Below are 16,393 nucleotides of genomic sequence, written 5' to 3'. Positions count from 1 at the left end.
GTGGGGAACCTGCGGGTCAGGCTCATCGAGCCTGTCTCCTGCCATCCCGTGACGAGGGCCGCCTGGGACCTGGCGGTCTTGGCCGGCGTGGGACTTGGGGGCTTGGAGTTGCAACTCAAACTACCCAACGCGAGCGCGATGAGCAGGAATACGGGGAGTCTGGCTTTGTGCATGAGACGTCTTAGAGCCTGGAATACATCCAGTAGGCAACAGAGCCACGCTTTTGACGCACCCGCTCTCTGATTCAAGGTGCGTCAAATCGCTGTGCAAGCGCAGGTATAAAAGCACCTGGAGGGTGTATTTAAAGCCCCACCCAGGGAGTCGGGGGCGCGAAAGAGGACCTTGGTGGCCCAACGACAGGCGTCGGCCTCAAGCAATCGACACCTCGGAGACCCGGGCCCGGCACGGTTCTTGTTCCTGGAGTCATCATCCAAAGGAGCAACAATCGCCCATGGGCCTGTCCACCTGGTTCACCCAACACCGGATTACACGCGACGCCAGATGCCTGTTGCGGCGGCGCCGGGCAGCTCCTCTGCTCGCGATGATCAAGGCGGTCCACCGTCGTCGCGGCCGCGTCGACATCGTCGATGTGGGCGGCACACGCGCGTACTGGAACATCCTCCCGTCCGGATTCCTGGGTGAGCACCACGCCGCCATCACCCTCGTCAACCTGCCGGGCGGCCCGCCCCCCGAACTGGGACCGGGGTTCTCGTGGGTCGGCGCCGACGCCTGCGACCTGTCACGCTTCGCCGACCATCAATTCGACATCGTTCATTCCAACTCGATGATTGAGCACCTGGGCTCATGGGCCCGGATGAAGCAGTTCGCGCGCGAGGCCCGCCGGTTGGCGCCCGCGCTCTTCATCCAGACGCCGAACTTCTGGTTCCCCATCGAGCCGCACCTCATGACGCCAGGGTTTCACTGGCTGCCCATCCCCTTGCAAGCGGCGCTGCTGGTGCGCACCGGCCTGGGGAACCTCGTGCGCTCGCCGGATATCGATGACGCGATGTCCAAGGTCGAGGAGTTCCGGCTCCTCGACGCCAGGACGCTGTCCGCGCTGTTCCCGGATGCCACCATCCTGCGCGAGCACCTCGGGCCGCTGACCAAATCGCTCATCGCGGTCCGCGAGACGGCCTAGCGGCGAGCACCCAACCCCGGCGTCTTCGCAGGGGGCCTGCACGCTCAGGCAGGCACCGTCAGGCCCGCCTCCGGGCACAGCTCCTCGGCGAGCGCCCCCAGCACCCGGGCGCCGGTCTGGTCCGTGAAGCGCTCCTGGGCAAAGCGCAGGGCCTCGGTGGCCAGCCGTTGCCGCTCCTGGGGGTCGTCCAGGATGGAGCGCAGGGCGCGCCGCCATTCCTCCACGTCCGCCATCTGGACGAACCAGCCGTTCTCGCCGTGGCGGATGTAGTCCTCGGTCCCGATGCACCGCGTGGCCACCACTGGAACTCCGAGCGCCATGGCCTGAATCAACGTCATCTGTCCGCTCGCCGTCTCCCGGTTGTTGACGGGGATGGCCACCAGCTCCGCCTCCGCGATGACGCGCAGGTAGTCCTGCTGGGGGATGCTGGTGAGGACCTTGACGTTTGGAGGCATGGGACCGGCCGGGAGCGCATGCGGGTGCGCGACGATGACGAGCTGGATGGGCAGGCCCTCCACGGCCCGCAGGAGCGTGCCGTAGTCGCGGCCCGACGAGCCGAGCGCGGCGATGTAACGCGGTGCCAGCCCGAAGTCCTCACGCGCCCCGCGGAAGTCCTCCGCCTTCAGCGCCGCGCCGGTCAGGTGCGTGAACTGGAAGCGGGACTCCGGCAGGGCGAAGACGCGCGCATACACCGATCGTTCGTGCCGCGTGTAGACGAGACACCGGCCAATGCCCCGGTAGGCGAGCCGCGACAGCCACTTGCGGAGCCCCCGGTACTCATGGCCACAGTTGAAGTACCAGATGACGTGCGGGGTGCGCGCGAACGTCAGCAGGTTCACGAGCCCCACGGTGAAACCCACCTGCGGGAAGGCCGTGACGATGAGGTCCTGGGGATGCCGGGCCAGCCGCCGCCGGGCCTTCAACGCCAGCCGGAAGAGCTGCCACCACTTCTTCCCGGGCGTGCGCTTCTGGGTCGAGTCGACACGCTCCTCCAGGCCCACGTAGGAGCACTCGAAGCGCCCTGGCGGCAGGAACTCGCCCAGCCACCGCCGGTCCTCGCGCAGAAACCATGCAACGAAGAGGACCCGCACCTTCGCCGGGTCCTTCGTGCCGTCCTGGAAGTGATTCATGAAGTCCGCCTCGCGCTGGGTTTGGCGGGCGGGGAGAGCACGAACCGCGCCGCCGCCGCGAGCACGAAGCCGGGCCGCGAGCGTGTCCCGGCTGTCTCAAGTCGAGATGAAAAATGTCTCGAAAACGGAAGCGCGGAAGCCGGGCGGCTGCTTCCCCATGCATCTGGTCGGCATGGTGCTTGCCTAACCCATCCGTGAGCCCATGACGCCTTGTGACCTCTGTGGTGGTACCGACTCCCAGTTGCTGGGTATCAGCTACAACGTCGCGCAGCGCGCGGATGGCCATCCGTATGAGCTGCGGCAGTGCCGGGGTTGCGATTGCATCTTCACCGACATGAGCCGGGTGAGCGCCGCCACGGACTACTACACGGACGGCTACTACAGCTTCCGTCCCTATGACACCCGGGCGGCCCAGCACGGGCCGGCGCGCGCCGAGCGGCCCGAGAAGGTCCTCGACGTCGGGTGTGGATCTGGCGCGTGGCTCTTCCACCAGCGGCTCCAGGGACACGAGGTGTGGGGGCTGGACGCGGATGCGCGCGCGGTGGAGGCGGCCAGCGCCCACGGACTGCGCGTCGTGCGGGAGTTCCACGAGCTGCCGGACGGCTACTTCGAGCGGGTTCGGCTGTCCCACGTGCTGGAGCACACGTCCTCGCCCACCCAGATGATGCGGGAGGTGTGCCGCAAGCTCGCGCCCGGAGGCCGGATGGAGCTCCTCGTCCCCAACGCGGACGGGGCGAAGTTCCGCCAACTCATGCCGGTGAGCGGCGTCACCGACGTCCCTCGCCACCTGTACTTCTTTTCGGAGGCCACGATGCGGCGGCTGCTCCAGAAGACAGGCTTCGACATCGAGTCCATCACCCCCGTCAACGTGGACTGGACCGTCAACCTCCGGGAGCTGGTCGGGGACACCCGGCGTCTGCTGATGCACCGGAGCAAGGCGAGGGAGCCGCTCCCGCGGACGCTGGCGCTGCTGGGAAGGATCGTGAAGGTCCACCTGAGCCCCACCGCGAGGACGGGAGAGCGCAAGGACTGGCTCTCCGCTTGCGCGCGTCCGGCTCGGGCTTGAAGGGAAGGGGACGCCAATGAATCCCGCGGGAGCAAAGAGACTCCTCCGCACCGTGGTGCCCGAGGGCCTGTACCGGTGGCTGTCCCAGCACCAGCGGCGGGTCTCCAGGGGATGGGTGCGTTGGGGCAGCCTGGGCCGCATGACGCCCATCAGCGCGCACTGGGGGCACGACCGCGGCCAGCCCGTCGACCGCTACTACATCGAGCGTTTCCTCGCGAAGCACGCGGCTGACATCCAGGGCCGTGTCCTGGAGGTCGGGGACGCCCGGTATACGCGGCGGTTCGGCGCCAGCCGCGTCACCCGGTCCGACATCCTCCACGCGCTCCCTGGTAACCCGGCCGCGACCTTCGTGGGCGACATCGCCCAGGCCCCCGGCATCCCGGATGACGCGTTCGCCTGCCTCCTCTTCACCCAGGTGCTGCAGTACGTCTTCGACGTCCGGGCCGCCGTGCGCCAGATGCACCGCATCCTCGAACCGGGCGGCGTGGCGCTCGTGACGGTCCCGGGCATCATCAAGGTCGACCGGGGCGCGATGGAGCGCTGGCCGGACTGCTGGCGGTTCACCTCCCAGTCCGTCCACCGGCTCTTCGAAGAGTCCTTCGGCACCGGCAACGTGCGGGTGGAGTCCTTCGGAAACGTTCGCGCCGCCGTCGCGGCCCTGCATGGCCTGGCCCGGGAGGACCTGCGGGCCGGGGACCTGGACCTTCATGATCCGCACTACGAGGTCACCACCGGCGTCCGCGCCGTGAAATCACGGTGAGGCGGCATACAAGCTGCACCGGGGTGCGCGATGACGCACGAGAGGTCGCCCCTGAGGATGATGGTGGATCTGCTCTCGACGTGCGCCCGGCATGTCGCGCAGATCGCGGCGGGGCTGGTGACGGTCGCGCTCGTGGTTCGCATGCTGGGCCCGGAGAGCCTCGGGGCCTGGACCGTCCTGGGCACCACGGGCTTCCTGCTCGGGTTGTCGGACCTGGGCCTCAGCGTCGTCGTGCAGCGCACGGCGGCCAGGCCGGATGACGACGCCACACGCCAGATCCTCCGCCTCACGGTGTTGGTGGTGACCGTCGTCTGTCCGTGCCTGGGCGCAGGAGCCTACGCGTTGCTCCTCCAGCTGCCGTCCGCGACCGAGGCGCTCCGCGCGGACATCGCCCGTGCCGCGTTGCCGGTGCTCGCCGCCGGGTGGGCGGGCTCGCTCGCATCTCCCTTCCGCTCGTTCCTGTTGATGCGCGGGGCCTTCACCGCGCTCGCCTGGGCGCGAGCCACCGCGGCCGCCATCCAGGTCGGGCTGACCGTGGTGCTCCTGATCACCTCGCGCTCGCTGTTCGGTCCTGCGATGGGGGTGCTCATGGGCTCCGTTGCGGAGCTCCTGCTCCTCGCGGTGGCCTCCAGGCGCATGGACCCGCACGTGGATTTCCGGCCGGGCTGGCCGGCGGACAAGGCCCGGGTGCGCGACGCCTTCCGGGAGGGGGCCGGGGCCCTGGCCATGAACATCGGGGTCGCCGCCGCCGTGCGCGCGGACGTCTTCATCCTGACCACCGCTGCCTCCCTGAGCATGGTGGGCGCGTACCAGGTGGCATCCCGGGCCGTGGAGCAGATCCTCGCCTCCGGGAAGCTGCTGAGCGGATGGCTTCTCCACCGGCTCGGAAACCCCGAGCGCCGCGCGGATGCGCTGCGACTGGGGACGGCCGTGATGGGCGCGCTGGTGTCGAGCGGCGTCATCGCGCTGGCCTTCGACGGCACCGCGCTGTTGGAGGCCTGGGTGGGAGGCCTCGCGCACGAGCGGGTCACCGCGCTCGCGGTGGGCCTGCTGGGGATGGCGGCCATCATCGCGGCCTCCGAGGAGGTCGCGTCCGTGACCCTGACCGTGAGCGGCGCGACGCCGTGGGACGTGGCCAACCCCGTGATGCTCGGCCACGCGCTGAACGTCGCCGTGTCCGTTTTGGGGGTGGGGTATGCCGGTGTCTGGGCGGTGGCCGGAGGCACGGTCTGTGGGAACGCGCTCATCGCGGTGATGGTGTGGCGCAAGCTCGGCGCGCTGCTCCAGTGGCGCTTCCGGGACGTGCTCCGGACGCTGGCCCCGGCCGGAGCGGCGGGGCTCGTGGCCCTCGCCGCGGGCTGGGGCCTCGCGCCGCTCGCCGCCCGTGGCCCGCTGGTGAGCGCGCTCATCTGTTCGCTCGTCACGCTGCTCGGAACCGGCACGGCGCTCCTGCTCTGGTGGCGGGGGAAGGCGTCCCTCGCGGCGAGCGCCTCCGTTCCGCCTGCCAGTGCCTCGCTCCGGTAGACCGCGCTCCGCGCTCAGCGGCGCTTCTGCAAGAGGATGCGGAGCATGAAGAGCAGGTTGCCGAAAAGGTAGCGGCGGGCCATCCGCCGGGGCTCCTGCAGGAGGCGGTAGAGCCACTCCAGGCCCATCTCGCGCCAGGCGAGGGGCGCGCGCGGCATCCGGCCCGAGTAGAAGTCGAACAGCCCGCCCACGGTGAGGACGACGGTGTGCGCGGCCCCGGAGAGGTATTCGCGCGCCCACAGTTCCTGCAGCGGGCTGCCCATTCCCACCAGCACCAGGCAGCGCCCCAGCCGTGAGATGGCGCCCGCCAGGGCGCGGGACTCGGCTTCGGGGAGGAAGCCGTGCGAGACGATGGGCAGCGCGAGGCCGGGATGGGCCTCCCTCAGCTTCTCCGCGCAGGCGTCCGCCACGCCGGGAGCGGATCCCACCAGCACCATGGGCCACCCGCGCGCCCGTGCCTCCTTGCACAGCACCGGGAGCAGGTCCGTGCCGTTGAGGTTGTGGCGCATGGCCACCCCGAGCATCGCCGCCCCCAACCGGATGCCGATGCCGTCCGGCAAGACGAGGTCCGCCTCGGCCAGCGCCTTCGAGAGCGCCTCGTCGCGGGCCGCCAGGTTCAGCGCGTGCGGGTGCACGAAGGGCACCAGCTTCGCCCGGGAACCTTCCGCGGGCGTGAAGATCTGCTCCACCGCCTGATCGATGGTGAGGTTGTTCACGTGCGCGGAGACAATCCACGGGCGCACCCTGGGCTCGGCGCCGCTGGGCGGCGCCAGGGCGCGGGCCACCGAGGCGCGAAGCATCACGCCGAAGTCCCTCGCGGGCGTGCGGCCCGCGAGGTAGCGCGCCTCGTCGGCGGAGAGGTCGCCGTAGGGCACGCCAAGCAGCCAGCGCGCTTCCACCGGCGAGAGGTAGCCGCGGGGCAGTGCCTCATTGAAGCGGGCGCCGACCAGCGGGGCCCGCCCGCGCAGGACATCGCGCAGCAGGGCACGTGGCAGAGGGGGCTTCATCGTGCCCCTCCCACGGAGCGGCACAGGGCCAGCAGGTCGTCACACGCGCGGTCCCAGCTGCGCTGCCGGGCGAACCCGGGGCCCTCGCGACGCACGCGCGCGGCCAGCGGCTCGTCACCCACCACCCGCGTCAGCGCCGCCGCCATGTCCTGCTCGTCGAGCGGGTCGCACAGCACTCCCAGCTCACCCACCACCTCGGGCAGTGCGCCCGCCCGGGCCGCCAGCACGGGCTTGCCCGCGGCGATGGCCTCCAACGCGGGCAGGCCGAAGCCCTCGCACAGCCCCACCGCGATGACGGCCCGCGCCCCTGCCACCAGCGCCGGGACGGCGTCGTCCTCCACGTAGCCCAGCACCCTCACGCGCTCCTGGAGGCCCAGGCGCTGGACCTCCTCCCGGATGAGTCCCCCGGCGCCCCAGTCCGCGCCGGCCAGCACCAGTGCGTGGCTGTGCCGCACCGCGGACGCGGCGAAGGCCCGCAGGAGCCGCAGGTGGTTCTTCCCCGGGTGCTCCAGCCGTGACAGGTACAGCAGGTACGGCGCATTCAGGCCCAGGCGCTCGCGCGCCGCGCTGGAGCGGCCGTCATCCGCGAGCGCGAAGCGATCCGCGTCCACGCCATTGGGAATGACGTGGATCCGCTCGGGCGCGCAGGAGAGGAAGCTCGCCATGTCCCTGCGCGTGGCGTGACTCACGGCGGTGAGCGCCGCGAAGGACCGCAACGCCTTGGGCAGCAGCCACCGCACGTACGCGGTGCGAAGCCGGTCGTACTTGTCCGGCACGGTGAACTGGGCGAGGTCGTGTACCACCCCCACCGTGGGCAGGCACGGGCGCAGCGCGACGCGGCGGTTGGCGGCAGGAAGCAGGAGCACGTCCGCGCTGGCCGCGCGCGCGCGTGCACCGGAGCGGGCGAGGTACCACGACGCACCCAACGCCGGCCGGTCGACCACGTCCAGGATGGCGGCGCGCTCCGCATCCCCCAACTCACCGGCATAGGCCGCGAAGTCCCTGGCAGTGCCGAGCGCCACCAGGCGGCCTCCCGTCTTCGCCAGTCCGCGCGCCAGGCGCGGCACCACGGCGCGCACGTACGTGCCGATGCCCGAGCGTCCCCAGTCTGTTCCCCCCAGCGCGACGGCCAGCCTCATGGCGCCGCCTCCCCGGGCCGGGACGCCCGCACGACCCGGGCGGGCGCTCCCACCGCCACGGATGCCGCCGGAATCCTTCCGCGCACCACGCTGGCCGCGCCCACCAGGCACCCATCGCCCACCCTCGACCCGGCAAGCACCGTCGTCCCATTGGCCAGCACGGCCCCCCGGCCAATGCGCGTGCCCGCGCCCCGCTGGACGGTGACGCCGTGGAGGATGGTGCACCCGGGGCCAATCTCCACCCCGTCACCGATGACGATGTTGAACGGGTGCGGCAGCCGCAGTCCGGGGCCGATGTCGTCCGTCCACACGTCGATGTGGAAGCCCAGGCGCAGCACCGTGGACAGGCCCAGCGACGTGCCCAGGCCTCTGCGCAGCGCGGCGCTCATCCGCAGCAGGCCCACCACCCACATGGAGGGGTCCGCCAACGCCGAAGCCGTGGGGAAGCGCGCCCCGCGGGCCCGCATGGCGTCCACGACGCGAGCCCCGTCCGAACGCAGGAAGCGCAGCGGCTCCAGGTAGGCGTGCGCTGATTCTGTAAGCAAGAGCATGGGTTGCCTTCGCTTGCAATGCGGAAACCACGTCTCACGGATGCCTGGTATCGCCATACGTGGGAGCTTGGGAGCGCTTCTTTGTCTCAGATTGAGATGTCTCGGATTGAGATGTCTCGGATTGAGATGTCTCAGGATGAGATTGTCGAGGTATTTCAGGCTCAAGAAACGTCAGGAATTGGCATGTGCCACGGGGGCGTTGGCGGAAATGGAGGGCCGGGCGTCCCAGCGTGCAGGAATGGCGTGTGCAAACAGTCGTGTTGGATGTGCCGCTTGCGCATCAGCACGCATCAGGAGACCCGCTACCGTGAACGTCGTGGAATTCAACCGGCAGTCCTCTGTGGCGATAATTGATAGGGATGACCTCGCCAGGCGCAGCCTGAGAGCCTGGGTCGAGGCCGCGGGCTACGCGGCGCGCGAGTACTCCAAGGGGTGCGAGGCGCTGGAGGCGGACAGCGCCGAGTGGATGGCGGTCTGCCTGGAAGTGGACCTCGACGACATGGCGGGCATGGACGTGCTCCGGCACCTGCGCGCGAGAGACGCTACACTCCCTGTCATTGTCCTCACGCGCAACCTGCTGCTCGACACCGCGGTGGAGGCCACCCGTCTGGGGGCCTTCGCCTTCCTCGACAAGTCCGTGGCCGCGGCCCGGCTCGAGTTGACGCTGCAGAATGCCGCGAAGGCCCGCCGCATGCGGGGGCTGGCGCTGCGGCGCGCCAAGGAGGGTGGTGAGGGGCCCTTCATCGGCGGCCTCGTGGGGCGCAGTGCGCCCATGCGGGCGCTGGCGCGCCAGCTCGAGCGCATCCTCCAGTCCGACGTGCCGGTGTGCATCCTGGGCGAGACGGGGACGGGCAAGGAGCTGGTGGCGCATGCCATCCACGAACAGGGCCTGCGGGCCCGGGGGCCCTTCGTGGCCGTCAACTGCGCGGCCTTCTCCGAGTCACTCCTGGAGTCGGAGCTCTTCGGGCACGAGCGCGGTGCCTTCACTGGCGCGCTGTCCACGCACCGCGGCTGTTTCGAGCAGGCGCAGGGCGGGACGTTGTTCCTGGACGAGGTGGGGGAGATGAGCCCCGCTGTCCAGGTGCGCCTGCTGCGCATCCTTCAGGAGCGGGTGCTGCGCCGGGTGGGCAGCACCACGGAGGTGCGCGTGGACGTGCGCATCATCGCCGCCACCCACCGGGACTTGATGGCCGACGTGAAGGCGGGGCGCTTCCGCGAGGACTTGTATTACCGGCTGACGGTGTACCCGGTGCAGGTGCCTCCCCTGCGGGAGCGGGCCACGGACATCCTGCTGCTCGTCGACCACTTCCTGGAGAAGTTCGGCGGCTCGGCGCTCTGCTTGAATGACGAGGTGCGCGAGGCGCTCCTGTGCCACCGCTGGCCCGGCAACGTGCGCGAGCTGCAGAACGTCGTCCAGCGTGCCGTCCTGTCCTGTGACGGTGCGCACATCGAACTCGCGGATCTGCCACCGGAGCTGCGCGTCCTGGTGCTGCCGCCCATCCCCGCCGCGCCCACGCCCGTGAGCGCCGTCTCCGCCGGCTCGTCCTCTCCGCCCGACGCGGTGGTGCCGCTGCGCGAACTGGAGCGCCGGGAAATCCTCAAGGCCCTGACCGTGACGAACGGCAGCGTCACCCAGGCGGCGAAGCTGCTGGGGCTGGGCCGGGCCACGCTCTACCGCAGGCTCGCCGAGCTGCGCATCCCGCCGGGGCCCGGGCCCGAGGAGCGGCTCTCCCGGGTCTCCAGCCGGCCGCATTCCTGAAGCGGCCCCCGTCATCGGGTGAGCCCCAGCAGGCGCAGCACCCTCTGGGCGAGCAGCCACCGCTGCTCCAGCAGCAGGGGGTCTTCCAGTGGGAGCAGGGGGCCGGTGCCATCCAGCGGAGCCAGCCCGCCCGGGGCGGCGATGGCGCCGCGGACCTCCAGGCCCTCGCCCACCACGGTCTCCGCCTCCACCACCGCGTTCACGATGGTCGCGCCGCGCTCGATGATGGACCGCGGTCCGATCAGGGCGCCCGGGCCGATGCGCGCCCCGCTGAACACCAGCGCGCCGGGACCGATGAGCACCGGCGCGGACACCTCGGCGCCGGGCTGGAGGCGGGCGCCGCGCGCCACCCAGACGCCCGGCTCGCGCTCGGCCGCGTGGATGAGGAGGGAGGACGTCCCCTCCGGCTGCGGCAGCCGCCCCAGTAATGCCTTGCACGCGAGCCGCAGCGCCGCGCCGGTCGTCTCCAGGCGGGTGCCCCACCCGGGCAGGTCCTCCAACTCGACGGGGCCGGTGGTCGCGGTGAACAGGTGCACCTCGGCTGGCGCGAAGGGCTCCACGGCGGGCGGGGGGGCCAGGCGGCCCACGCGCACGCCCCGATCCGGCGCCCGGCGGTAGAAGGCCGCCAGGTCCGCGTTGCCGAGGACGGCGTCCGGCAGCACGAGGAAGGGCGCGTCGGCGGGAAAGCCCGCCGAGTCCGCGATGACGCCCGGCTGGAGCAATGAGGGCGTGGGGACGAACACCACGTTGCGGGCCAGCGCCTCCTGTTGTGAGACGACGTGCCGCAGCGCCTCGTCCCGGGCGTCGGAGCCGATGTCGATGGCCACCTTCTCGAAGCCCGCTCCGCGCAGCCACTGCAACTGGCGGGTGATGAGCGGGTGCCCGGCCACGGACAGCAACCCCGCGCCGGGAGTGGCGGCGCTCCGCTGGATGACGGCGAACAAGGTGGTATCGCTCCCGTCCCTAGTAGGCCCCTCGGCCGGTGAGTACCGCGGGAATCGTCCTGGCCAGGATGCGCAGCTCCTGCCGCGGTGTGACGCGGTCGATGTACTCGAGGTCCAGCGACACCTGCCGCTCGAAGGAGAGGTCACTGCGGCCCTCCACCTGCCACAGGCACGTCAGTCCGGGCCGGACCTCCAGCCGGCGCAGCTCGCGGGCGCGGTACTTCGCCACCTCCATCCACAGCGCCGGGCGCGGGCCCACCAGCGTCATGTCTCCTCGCAGCACGTTCCACAGCTGGGGCAACTCGTCGATGCTGTACTTGCGCAGCACGCGGCCCACCCGGGTGGTGCGCGGGTCCACGCGCAGCTTGAAGCGCACGCGGTCCACCGCGCCCGGCACCCGGGTGGCCAGCCGCGCCTTCTCCGCGTCCGCGCCCAGGCGCATGGTGCGCAGCTTCAGCATCTGGAAGGGGCGCCCGTGCTGGCCCAGCCGCTCCTGTCGGAAGAGGACGGGGCCGCGGCTGTCGAGCTTGATGGCGAGGGCCGTCACCAGCAGCAGCGGAGAGACGAGCAGCAGTCCGAGGCCCACGGCCAGGATGTCGATGAGCCGCCGCAGGACGGGGCCCAGCTCGACGGACAGCAGCGCCAGCGCCCTGCTCGCTCGCCGCGCCCGGGCTCGCATGCGCGCCGCGCGGCCGCGCAGGGCGGGGGGCAAGGCATCCCAGTTCCGGGGGAAGGAGGGCGGCCTGGTGATGAAGCAGGGTGAGGTCGTCTTCATGTCCTTGCGGCTCCCTCCGCGGTGCGGGACCTCGCGGCGCCCGTCGGCGCTCCGGGCCCGGACCAGAAGCCCGCCACCTCGCCCACGCGGTCCGGAGCGGTAGCAAGGTCGGTGCCGAGCCCCACCACCACCAGTCCGATGCGCCCCTCGCTCCCGAGCAACCGCCGCAGCGCCACGACCTCGAAGAGCGAGTGCGCGCCCGACTCCACGAGCACGAGCACCCGGCCGCACTGGCGGGCCGCGCGGCGCAGCGCCATGGAGCGCTCCGCCTCCTCCCACAGCACCATCGGCGCATCCTGCTCCGGGACGCCATCCCGGGCCGGGACGTTCCCCGCCCCGAGACGGGACAGCAGCTCCTTCGCCCGCCCGTTTTGTGCCGCCGCCAGGGGCAACAGCAGCGTGCTGCCCCGCGCCTCGTCCAGCGCGGCGCGGAGGTCCGCGGCGAGCTCATCCAGGCCCTCGGGGGTGGCGGGCCACGTGGTGGCGGCCACCACCGGGCCGTGGGCCCAGAAAGAGAGCTCGGCCGGCGTCCACAACGTGAGGCCGCGCAGCGCGGAGGCGGCGAGGGCCACCGCGGCCAGCAGCGCGAAGAGGGGCGGCAGGAGGAGGGCCACCATGCGGCGGTAGGACTTCGAGGGGAGCAGCGGCGGGGTGGCGGGGGTGAGGACGCGCAGCTCCACCTCCGGTTGGCGCACCTCGCTCTCCACCACCTTCTGGCGCGCCTGGAGGTCCGCCAGGCGCGCCCCGGTGATGTGGACCTGCGCGAGCAGCACGCTGGCCTGGCCCTCGATGGAGGACAGCCGGGTGATGCGGTCGCGCACCGAGGCCTCCACCGCGGCGTAGGAGCGCCACTTCTTCTGGGCCGCCTCGCGCTGCGTGTCGACGTCAATCAGGCTGTTCTGGAGGAACGTCCACGCGGGGTTGGTCCCCACCACGCGGTCGGAGATGGCGCCCCTGTCCGGCGAGGACTCCAGGGCCTGGACGGCGCTGGAGAGCCCCAGCACCTCCGGGTGCTCCTCGGAGAGGCTGGCCTTGCGGGCGGTGAGCTCGGCGCGCAGCTCGGCCAGCTTGCGCTGCTCGTAGTGGCTCTCCGTCTCCGAAAGCACCACCTTGTCGGGCTGCCCGCGGGCCGCTTGCTTGAGCAGGGCGGCCTTGGCTTCCGAGGACTCCGCCTCGATCCGGAAGCGGTTCATCTCGGTGCGCAGCCGCGCCGCCTCCTCGATGGCGGCCTGCCTGTCGAGCGCGAGGTCCGCGATGCCGGCCTCCCCGCGGAAGCGGTCGTACTGCGCCCGGGCCTCCTCCAGCTGGGCCTGGACCTTGTCCACTTCCGAGGTGACGGCCTGGAGCTGCTGCTCGGCCCGGGTCCGCTCCGAGTCCCGCCGGCTGTCGAGGAACACCCGCGTCATCGTGTCCGCGAGCCGCGCGGCCTCCTCGGGGCTGTCCGCGATGGCGGAGAGGGTGAGGATGTTGGAGTCGCGGGCCACGGCGATGTCCAGCCGCCGCGCCAGCGCATCGAGCGTGATCGGCAGGCGCGTGCGCTTGCGCAGCTCCTCGAGGTTGTTGGGCAGCTTGAGGGTGTCCATCAACGTCTGGATTTCCCGTTCGGGGGTCGTTGCCGCGGAGACGTGCACGGGTTCCCACAGCAGGATGGTGTGCGCGGTGAACTCGCGGGGCACCACCGTCTTGGCCAGCGCGACGCTCAAGAGCGTGCCCATCAGGAAGACTCCCGCGATGACGCGCCAGCGGCGCCGCAGCACCCGGGCGATGCGCAAAGGGTCGATGGGGTGGCCGGAGCGCCCTGTCTCCGGCCGTACGGGCGGCGCCGGAGCCCCATGCTCCGCGCCTTCTTCCAGTGAGAACATCGTGGGCGTCTCCGTCAGCTCGCGGCCCTCAGGACCTCTGCGGCGTCCTCGTGGATTTCGAAAATCTCCTTGAGCCTCAGTGCCTGGAGGATGAACCGCGCGGAGGGTGCGGGACTCAGCAGCACGAGGCGGACGTGCCCGGGCGCCCGCCGCGCCAGCCGCACCAGGGTGTCCGCGGCGCGCGCGTCCAGCCTTGAGACGCGGCGCAGGTCGAGGAGCAGGGTGGTGACTCCCGCGGAGAAGGCCCGCTGGGCGTCCGCGAGCAGAAGTGGAACTCCGGCGCCGGCGAGCTCGCTCTCAGTGGGGGTGAGGGTTCGAACCGTGGCGCTGGAGGGCTCCATGGGGACGGGCCCGGTGCACGGTGGATGCCAGCACGCGTTCTGGCGTGCTTCTGGCAAGTGCGTTTCCGCATGACGCGCCTCCTCTTCCTCGCGCTCGTGGGCCTGACGGTGTCCGCGTGCGCCCACGCCCCGCCTGCGCTGTCGCGTCCCTCCGGCGACTCGGGCTTCACGGCGGAGCCCATGCCCGAGCCCCCCGGGATGGACGTGGCGGCACCCAGGCCCTTCGAGCTTCAGCCCGGGGACGTGCTCTCGCTGGGCACCATCTCCCCGGCGCCGCTGAACGTGCCGCGCCTCGTGGTGGATGAAGCGGGGCTGCTCCACGCGCCGCTGGTGGGCGCGGTGCCGGTGGCGGGGTTGCGCATGGAGGAGGCCCAGGAGCGCATCCAGGAGCGGCTGCGCCGGTACGACCGGTTCGGCCTCGTCTCCCTGTCGGTGACGGAGCCGGCGGGGCACCGGGTGAGCGTGCTCGGCGCGGTGGAGCGGCCGGGCGCCTACGTCCTCGGAGGTGGCACGACACACGTCGCGGAGCTCCTCGCGCTGGTGGGTGGCCTCAAGGTGATGACGGGTGACGCGGAGGTGGCGGAGTTGGCGGACCTGGAGGCCGCGCGGCTGCTCCGCGGGGGCACGCCACTGCCCATCAGCGTGGTGCGTGCGCTCGCGGGAGACGCGCGGCACAACATCCCGGTGGCGCCGGGGGACCTGCTCTTCATCCCGGCGCTGCAAGGGGCCTCGGTGCGCGTCCTGGGCGAGGTGAAGTCGGCCCGAGCCCTTCCGTGGCGCGCGGGCCTGCGGCTGTCGGATGCGCTCACGCGCGCGGGCGGCATGACGGTGGACGCGGACTCCGCGGACATCCGGGTGGTGCGCGGCCCTCTCTCAAAGCCGAAGCTCTATCAGGCGAGCTTCGCGGACGTGGTGGCGGGCCGGGCGCCGGACGTGGAGCTGGCGCGGGGGGACATCGTCTTCGTCACCCGGCACTGGTTCGCGACGATGGCGGATGTCTTGCAGCGCCTGACGCCGCTCCTGGCGGTCGGGGCGGCCGCGGTCACGGTCATGGAGCTGAACGCGGCGCCCATCTCGCAGTGAGACAACCCCATGTCCCGGAATGAGATGTGTCCACACGGAGACGTCACCGAGGCGCGGGCGAGTGGGCCCGTCCCGGCGCACCCCTCCGGTCAGCGCCGCGTCCTCGTCGTCTTCGTCGATGCGCTGGGCCCGTCCCAGCTGGAGGCCTTCGGCGGGCTGGTCGGGCTGCCCCACCGGGGCCGGCTCCGCGGCATCCTCGGCTATTCGTGCGGCGCGCTGCCGACGATCCTCACCGGGGCGCCGCCGGAGCGGCACGGGCGGATGTGCCTCTTCTCCCACGCGGAGAACGAAGGAGACGGGGTGCTGGCGCCCCTGAAATGGCTGGGGCTGTTGCCGCCGCTGGTTCACGAGCGAAGCAGGCTGCGGCGCGCGGCGGCGAAGGTGCTGAGGAAGACGGCGGGACTGACGGGGTACGTGGACCTGTACCGGGTGCCGCCGGAGCTGTTCCGCTGGCTCGACCTGCCGGAGCGGGAGGACCTGTTCAACGCGGAGCGCATCGGCGGGGAGGAGACGTTCCTGTCGGAGGCGAGGCGCGCGGGCATGCGGGTGTTCGCGGCGCCGTGGCAGCTGCCGGAGGAGGAGCGCTGGGCCCACACCTGCGCGGTGCTGCGGGCGCGGAAGCCGGACCTGGCGTTCGCGTACGCCACGGAGCTGGACGGAGCGCTGCACCGGGCGGGCAACGGCAGCCGGGACGCGCGGGCGGCGGCGGGCCGCATCTCCGAGCGGATCCAGCGGGCGGTGGAGGCCATGCGCGGCGGGGGCGGCGAGGTGACGACGGTGGTCGTGGGAGACCACGGGATGTCGGACATCCGCGACGTGGTGGATCCGCGGCGGCTGCTCCGGGAGCTGCGGGGAACGCGGCTGTTCGTGGACAGCACGATGATGCGCTTCTGGGGAGAGGACCGTGCGCTGGCGCTGGCGCGTGAGCGGGTGGCGGCGCATGGGCTGCGGGGGCGGTGGCTGGACGAAGGGGCGCTGATGGAGCGGCGGGCGCCGGTGCGTGGCGCGCCGTATGGGAGGGCGCTCTTCGTCCTGGAGGAGGGCGCGCTGTTCGCACCCAGCTTCGTGGGAGGCGCGATGCGAGGAATGCACGGCTACGACGTGGACAGCCCCTCGGCGTACGCCGCCATCGCCTCGGACGCGGCATTGCCCGAGGGCTGCGGCGCGCTGGTGGATGTGGCCGGGTGGGTGCGCTCGATGCTCGGGCTGGGCGGGAGGACTCCATGGGAAGGGGCTTGAGGGTTGCGTGGCTCAACGAGGGCGCCACCCCCGTCGGCGGCGCCGAGCGCTACGTGCGGGAGACCGCGCGGGAGC

General features: G+C 71.7%; 15 protein-coding genes. 7 read left to right on the top strand and 8 right to left on the bottom strand.

Annotated features, from left to right (window positions below):
* The first annotated feature begins 451 nt into the window (after positions 1–451).
* The gene (locus tag D7X32_RS36795; protein WP_120607203.1) at positions 452–1,138 is read left to right on the top strand and encodes a class I SAM-dependent methyltransferase; all 687 of its coding nucleotides are present in this window, start codon (positions 452–454) and stop codon (positions 1,136–1,138) included.
* Positions 1,139–1,182: 44 nt separating this feature from the next.
* On the opposite strand, the gene D7X32_RS36790 is transcribed toward D7X32_RS36795, so the two are convergent.
* A complete protein-coding gene (locus D7X32_RS36790) occupies positions 1,183–2,268 on the bottom strand; it encodes a glycosyltransferase family 4 protein (RefSeq protein ID WP_120607202.1) in 1,086 nt (361 codons plus the stop codon).
* Positions 2,269–2,470: 202 nt separating this feature from the next.
* Here D7X32_RS36790 and D7X32_RS36785 point away from each other — a divergent pair, with 202 nt between their 5' ends.
* The 3 genes from D7X32_RS36785 to D7X32_RS36775 are packed head-to-tail and all read left to right on the top strand — an operon-like array spanning position 2,471 to position 5,618.
* The gene (locus tag D7X32_RS36785) at positions 2,471–3,334 is read left to right on the top strand and encodes a class I SAM-dependent methyltransferase (RefSeq protein WP_120607201.1); all 864 of its coding nucleotides are present in this window, start codon (positions 2,471–2,473) and stop codon (positions 3,332–3,334) included.
* A gap of 52 nt (positions 3,335–3,386) precedes the next feature.
* Positions 3,387–4,094 carry a class I SAM-dependent methyltransferase gene (locus tag D7X32_RS36780; protein ID WP_208752661.1) on the top strand — a complete coding sequence of 236 codons (708 nt, stop codon included), beginning with the start codon at positions 3,387–3,389 and terminating at the stop codon, positions 4,092–4,094.
* A 30-nt stretch (positions 4,095–4,124) separates the two neighbouring features.
* Positions 4,125–5,618 (top strand): lipopolysaccharide biosynthesis protein, encoded by a 1,494-nt coding sequence (locus tag D7X32_RS36775; RefSeq protein ID WP_120607200.1) that lies wholly within the window; start codon positions 4,125–4,127, stop codon positions 5,616–5,618.
* A 14-nt stretch (positions 5,619–5,632) separates the two neighbouring features.
* On the opposite strand, the gene D7X32_RS36770 is transcribed toward D7X32_RS36775, so the two are convergent.
* The 3 genes from D7X32_RS36770 to D7X32_RS36760 are packed head-to-tail and all read right to left on the bottom strand — an operon-like array spanning position 5,633 to position 8,315.
* Positions 5,633–6,625 carry a WecB/TagA/CpsF family glycosyltransferase gene (locus D7X32_RS36770; protein WP_120607199.1) on the bottom strand — a complete coding sequence of 331 codons (993 nt, stop codon included), beginning with the start codon at positions 6,623–6,625 and terminating at the stop codon, positions 5,633–5,635.
* Positions 6,622–7,764 carry a glycosyltransferase family 4 protein gene (locus D7X32_RS36765; protein ID WP_120607198.1) on the bottom strand — a complete coding sequence of 381 codons (1,143 nt, stop codon included), beginning with the start codon at positions 7,762–7,764 and terminating at the stop codon, positions 6,622–6,624. Before D7X32_RS36765 ends, D7X32_RS36770 begins: the two co-directional genes overlap by 4 nt.
* Positions 7,761–8,315: an acyltransferase gene (locus D7X32_RS36760; RefSeq protein WP_120607197.1), complete on the bottom strand. Its 555-nt coding sequence runs from the start codon at positions 8,313–8,315 to the stop codon at positions 7,761–7,763. Before D7X32_RS36760 ends, D7X32_RS36765 begins: the two co-directional genes overlap by 4 nt.
* A gap of 307 nt (positions 8,316–8,622) precedes the next feature.
* On the opposite strand from D7X32_RS36760, the gene D7X32_RS36755 reads away from it, so the two are divergent.
* On the top strand, positions 8,623–10,074 hold the full coding sequence (locus tag D7X32_RS36755) for a sigma-54-dependent transcriptional regulator (protein ID WP_158625825.1): 1,452 nt from the start codon (positions 8,623–8,625) through the stop codon (positions 10,072–10,074).
* A gap of 11 nt (positions 10,075–10,085) precedes the next feature.
* Here D7X32_RS36755 and D7X32_RS36750 read toward each other — a convergent pair whose 3' ends face one another.
* Genes D7X32_RS36750 through D7X32_RS36735 form a run of 4 tightly spaced genes read right to left on the bottom strand, consistent with a single transcriptional unit; the run spans position 10,086 to position 13,996 of the window.
* Positions 10,086–11,018, bottom strand: a complete 933-nt coding sequence (locus D7X32_RS36750) for a nucleotidyltransferase family protein (RefSeq protein ID WP_120607195.1) — start codon at positions 11,016–11,018, stop codon at positions 10,086–10,088.
* A gap of 19 nt (positions 11,019–11,037) precedes the next feature.
* On the bottom strand, positions 11,038–11,793 hold the full coding sequence (locus tag D7X32_RS36745) for a sugar transferase (RefSeq protein ID WP_120607194.1): 756 nt from the start codon (positions 11,791–11,793) through the stop codon (positions 11,038–11,040).
* Complete coding sequence (locus D7X32_RS36740; protein WP_120607193.1) at positions 11,790–13,655, bottom strand: GumC family protein; 1,866 nt, start codon at positions 13,653–13,655, stop codon at positions 11,790–11,792. The genes D7X32_RS36745 and D7X32_RS36740 overlap by 4 nt, the downstream gene beginning before the upstream one ends.
* A 14-nt stretch (positions 13,656–13,669) precedes the next feature.
* A complete protein-coding gene (locus D7X32_RS36735) occupies positions 13,670–13,996 on the bottom strand; it encodes an STAS domain-containing protein (protein ID WP_120607192.1) in 327 nt (108 codons plus the stop codon).
* A gap of 69 nt (positions 13,997–14,065) precedes the next feature.
* Here D7X32_RS36735 and D7X32_RS36730 point away from each other — a divergent pair, with 69 nt between their 5' ends.
* Together D7X32_RS36730 and D7X32_RS36725 are read left to right on the top strand one after the other, a co-directional pair.
* Positions 14,066–15,079, top strand: coding sequence for an SLBB domain-containing protein (locus tag D7X32_RS36730; protein WP_158625824.1), 1,014 nt, complete (start codon positions 14,066–14,068; stop codon positions 15,077–15,079).
* 9 nt (positions 15,080–15,088) lie between these two features.
* On the top strand, positions 15,089–16,318 hold the full coding sequence (locus tag D7X32_RS36725; protein ID WP_120607190.1) for an alkaline phosphatase family protein: 1,230 nt from the start codon (positions 15,089–15,091) through the stop codon (positions 16,316–16,318).
* Positions 16,319–16,393 lie beyond the last annotated feature (75 nt).

Origin of the sequence: Corallococcus carmarthensis (assembly GCF_003611695.1) — a bacterium.
GTDB classification, from domain to species: domain Bacteria; phylum Myxococcota; class Myxococcia; order Myxococcales; family Myxococcaceae; genus Corallococcus; species Corallococcus carmarthensis.
Note: the sequence above shows the minus strand (reverse complement) of the source record. Positions and strands in the feature narration are given on the sequence as shown.

Bases quoted from the DNA above. Each gene is read 5' to 3' on its own strand.
- D7X32_RS36795 (WP_120607203.1), top strand. From the start codon at position 452: ATGGGCCTGTCCACCTGGTTCACCCAACACCGGATTACACGCGACGCC.
- D7X32_RS36790 (WP_120607202.1), bottom strand. From the start codon at position 2,268: ATGAATCACTTCCAGGACGGCACGAAGGACCCGGCGAAGGTGCGGGTC.
- D7X32_RS36785 (WP_120607201.1), top strand. From the start codon at position 2,471: ATGACGCCTTGTGACCTCTGTGGTGGTACCGACTCCCAGTTGCTGGGT.
- D7X32_RS36775 (WP_120607200.1), top strand. From the start codon at position 4,125: ATGACGCACGAGAGGTCGCCCCTGAGGATGATGGTGGATCTGCTCTCG.
- D7X32_RS36770 (WP_120607199.1), bottom strand. From the start codon at position 6,625: ATGAAGCCCCCTCTGCCACGTGCCCTGCTGCGCGATGTCCTGCGCGGG.
- D7X32_RS36765 (WP_120607198.1), bottom strand. From the start codon at position 7,764: ATGAGGCTGGCCGTCGCGCTGGGGGGAACAGACTGGGGACGCTCGGGC.
- D7X32_RS36760 (WP_120607197.1), bottom strand. From the start codon at position 8,315: ATGCTCTTGCTTACAGAATCAGCGCACGCCTACCTGGAGCCGCTGCGC.
- D7X32_RS36745 (WP_120607194.1), bottom strand. From the start codon at position 11,793: ATGAAGACGACCTCACCCTGCTTCATCACCAGGCCGCCCTCCTTCCCC.
- D7X32_RS36740 (WP_120607193.1), bottom strand. From the start codon at position 13,655: ATGTTCTCACTGGAAGAAGGCGCGGAGCATGGGGCTCCGGCGCCGCCC.
- D7X32_RS36735 (WP_120607192.1), bottom strand. From the start codon at position 13,996: ATGGAGCCCTCCAGCGCCACGGTTCGAACCCTCACCCCCACTGAGAGC.
- D7X32_RS36730 (WP_158625824.1), top strand. From the start codon at position 14,066: ATGACGCGCCTCCTCTTCCTCGCGCTCGTGGGCCTGACGGTGTCCGCG.
- D7X32_RS36725 (WP_120607190.1), top strand. From the start codon at position 15,089: ATGTCCCGGAATGAGATGTGTCCACACGGAGACGTCACCGAGGCGCGG.